This window comes from Nocardiopsis sp. TNDT3 (assembly GCF_003427465.1).
In the GTDB taxonomy this organism is placed as follows: domain Bacteria; phylum Actinomycetota; class Actinomycetes; order Streptosporangiales; family Streptosporangiaceae; genus Nocardiopsis; species Nocardiopsis dassonvillei.
In genome coordinates this window covers 1-2,268 of sequence record NZ_QPFC01001251.1, presented here as the reverse complement: position 1 = coordinate 2,268, position 2,268 = coordinate 1, and the positions used below count along the sequence as shown (strand labels likewise).

The window sequence follows — 2,268 nt, the reverse complement described above, 5'->3', positions numbered from 1 at the left end:
GGGCGGAGCCGCTCGGCTCCGCCCCCTCGTGCGCCTCGGGTCAGGGGGCGCCGCTCTGGTTCCCGGGGTCACGGGTCACCCGGTCCGGCCGCTCGTCGGGACCGTCCGGCGTGCTGGTCGAACGGTGCGTCGGCCGCCCGGCGTACCGGTCATCCGGCGTGCTGGTCTCCCGGAGCCTGACGGCCGTGCTGGTCCCGCCTGGCCTCCTCCGCCTCCGCGTCCATCTGCTGGGCGCGGACCTGGTTCTTGCGGTACTCGCCCTGCTTCACGTCGGGCAGGATGCCCTCGTGCCGCAGGACGGGCTCCTCACCCTGCACGGGCTCCCTGGGATCCACGGCCTGCGTCTCGTCCCTGGGCTCCGGCCCGGGGTCCCCGACGGGCCTCACGGTCGCCTCGTGCGTCGTGTAGGCCGTCCGGGCGTCACCCGGGGCCCGGCCGCTCAGGGTGGAGGCGCGCCCCACGCTCCGCAGCAGGGTGATGATCGCGATACCCGTGACCAGGTTGATCACGGACGTGCTGACCTGGCTCGACGTGTCCACGGGCTCGCTGAACGGGGCGACGGCGGCGATCGCCGTGACCAGCCCCAGGATCCACCCGAAGAACTTCATCGCCCGCGGGGCGCTGAGCAGCAGCATGTGCATCAGCCCCGTGGCCAGCAGCGCCGCCACGGCGGCCATCAGCGCGTAGACCACCGTGCTCGCGTCGCCCAGTGCCCCCGCGTCCTCCGGTGCGAGCACCGGTACCCCGAACACTCCTCGGAAGACCAGTGCCCCCGCGAAGATCACCAGCGCCGCCACCACGGCGGTGGCCATCCCTCCGTACCACAGCCTCGTGGTGTTGACGGGTCGTTCGCTACCTATCTCGGTCATGCCAGTACCCCCAGATACTGTGCCTCTGGGCCGATCCCCTACCCCGCATCCACCCATGTACTACGGGTGACCGAGAAAACCCGCGTCGTGCCTGGTCACGCGGGACGCCCCGGGAGGCCGGGGAAAACGGTCACGCCCTCCCGGGCGTGTCCGACCCCTCGCCGGGCGTGTTCCGGCGCCGCTCCGCTCCGGTCCCGCGCACGTGGAACACTGGAGTACATGTCTCACTTCGCGCACGCTCGCGTCGACCTCGACGCGATCTCCCACAACGCGCGGGTGCTCCGCGGGTTCGCAGGGGGCACCCCGCTCATGGGTGTGGTCAAGGCCGACGGCTACGGGCACGGCATGCTCCCGGCAGCCCGCGCCCTGATCGCGGGCGGCGCGACCTGGCTGGGCACGGCCTTCATCGGCGAGGCCCTCGAACTGCGCCGCGCCGGACTGACCCCGCCCGTCCTGGCCTGGATCATCCCGCCCGGCGAGCCGGTCGCGGAGGCCGTCGAGGCCGACATCGACCTCGGGGTGAGCGACCGCGCGGTCCTGGACACCGTGATCGCCGAGGCCCGCCGCATCGGCCGCACCGCCCGCGTACAGCTCAAGGCCGACACCGGCCTCAACCGCGGCGGCGTGGGTCCCGCCGACTGGGGCGCCCTGGCCGAGGCCGCCGCCCGCGCCGAGGACGAGGGGCACCTGCGCGTCACCGGCGTGTGGTCCCACTTCGCCTGCGCCGACGAGCCGGGCCACCCCTCCGTCGCACGCCAGCTCTCCCGCTTCCACGAGGCCCTGGAGACCGCGGACAAGGTCGGCCTGACCCCCGAGGTCCGGCACATCGCCAACTCGGCCGCGCTGCTCACCCTCCCCGAGGCCCGCTTCGACCTCGTCCGCGGCGGGATCGCCAGCTACGGCCTGAGCCCGATCCCCGGCCTCACGGGGACCGGGCTGCGGCCCGCGATGACGCTGCGCTCCCGGCTCGCCCTCACCAAGCGCGTCCCCGAGGGCAGCGGCGTCTCCTACGGCCACCGCTACGTGACCGACCGGGAGACCACCCTGGCCCTGGTGCCGCTGGGTTACGCCGACGGGGTCCCCCGCGCCGCCACCAACCGGGGGCCCGTCCTCCTGGGCGGACGCCGCCGGGCCGTCGCGGGAACGGTCTGCATGGATCAGTTCGTCGTGGACGTCGGCGACGACGCCGTGGAGGCCGGTGAGTACGCGGTGCTCTTCGGCAACCCCGAGGACCACCCGGACACCCCGACCGCCGAGGACTGGGCCGAGATCCTGGACACCATCCCGTACGAGATCGTCACGCGGGTGGGCCCCCGGGTCCCGCGCGAGTACGTCGGCGGGGGCGCCTGAGCCCCTCCGGCACGGCCGTCCCCTCCGGGAGCGCGTCCCCTCCGGCACG

At 74.1% G+C, this 2,268-nt stretch carries 2 protein-coding genes; one reads left to right on the top strand and one right to left on the bottom strand.

Annotated elements, in window-relative coordinates; all coding sequences use genetic code 11:
• Window positions 1-149: 149 nt before the first annotated feature.
• Window positions 150-869, bottom strand: a complete 720-nt coding sequence (locus tag DQW06_RS26515) for a DUF6069 family protein (protein ID WP_013155050.1) — start codon at window positions 867-869, stop codon at window positions 150-152.
• 219 nt (window positions 870-1,088) lie between these two features.
• Here DQW06_RS26515 and alr point away from each other — a divergent pair, with 219 nt between their 5' ends.
• On the top strand, window positions 1,089-2,219 hold the full coding sequence (gene alr / locus DQW06_RS26510) for an alanine racemase (RefSeq protein ID WP_013155049.1): 1,131 nt from the start codon (window positions 1,089-1,091) through the stop codon (window positions 2,217-2,219).
• Window positions 2,220-2,268: the final 49 nt, after the last annotated feature.

Excerpts from the sequence above, each read along its gene's own strand:
- alr (WP_013155049.1), top strand. The coding sequence starts at position 1,089 with ATGTCTCACTTCGCGCACGCTCGCGTCGACCTCGACGCGATCTCCCAC.
- DQW06_RS26515 (WP_013155050.1), bottom strand. The coding sequence starts at position 869 with ATGACCGAGATAGGTAGCGAACGACCCGTCAACACCACGAGGCTGTGG.